Origin of the sequence: Cupriavidus yeoncheonensis, from assembly GCF_905397275.1 — a bacterium.
GTDB classification, from domain to species: domain Bacteria; phylum Pseudomonadota; class Gammaproteobacteria; order Burkholderiales; family Burkholderiaceae; genus Cupriavidus; species Cupriavidus yeoncheonensis.
In genome coordinates this window covers 1-737 of sequence record NZ_CAJPUY010000077.1, presented here as the reverse complement: position 1 = coordinate 737, position 737 = coordinate 1, and the positions used below count along the sequence as shown (strand labels likewise).

The 737-nt window shown below is 63.0% G+C and carries 1 protein-coding gene; it reads right to left on the bottom strand.

Annotated features, from left to right (window positions below; all coding sequences use genetic code 11):
• Positions 1-737: acyl-ACP desaturase (locus KHO22_RS32355; RefSeq protein ID WP_211951266.1), on the bottom strand; the 737-nt coding region annotated here is incomplete at both ends.

Below are 737 nucleotides of genomic sequence, written 5' to 3'. Positions count from 1 at the left end.
GTGCGCTCGAACAGCAGCGACATATTGTGCAGGATCCGTTCGATGACTTTCTTTTCCCAGCCCTCGTCGAAGCGGATCTGCTCGTCGAGCCATTTTTCCAGCCAGTCGGGATCGGGCAGGCGCGACTGCACGGTGTCGTTCGGGAACAGGGCCTTGTTCACGTGCAGGTTGGTCGGGTGCAGCGGCTTCTCGGTGCGGCGCGCCGACGCCATCAGCACGCCGATCTTGGCGAACGCGGCGCGAGCGTTGTCGCCAAACTGCGCCAGGTACTTCTTCATGTAGCGCAGGTAGGCGCCGCCGTGGCGGGCTTCGTCCTGCGACAGGGTGCGGTAGATATGCTTGATGACCGGTTCCGAATGCCACTCGGCCGCGCGGCGGTACCAGTGGTTCAGGCGGATCTCGCCGCAGAAATGCAGCATCAGCGTTTCCAGCGGCGGGGCCGGATCGAATTCGAAGCGCACGGCGTGCAGTTCTTCCTCGGTCGGCACCATGTCCGGGCGGAAGCGGCGCAGATACTCCATCAGCACCAGCGAATGCTTCTGCTCTTCGAAGAACCAGATGCTCATGAAGGCCGAAAAGTCGGAGTCGTGGCGGTTGTCGCGCAGGAACATCTCGGTTGCCGGCAGGGCCGACCACTCCGTGATGGCGTTCATGCGGATGGTCTTGGCCTGGTCGTCCGTCAGCAGGCTGGCGTCGAAGGTATCCCAGGGGATGTCCTTGTCCATGTGCCAGCGGAC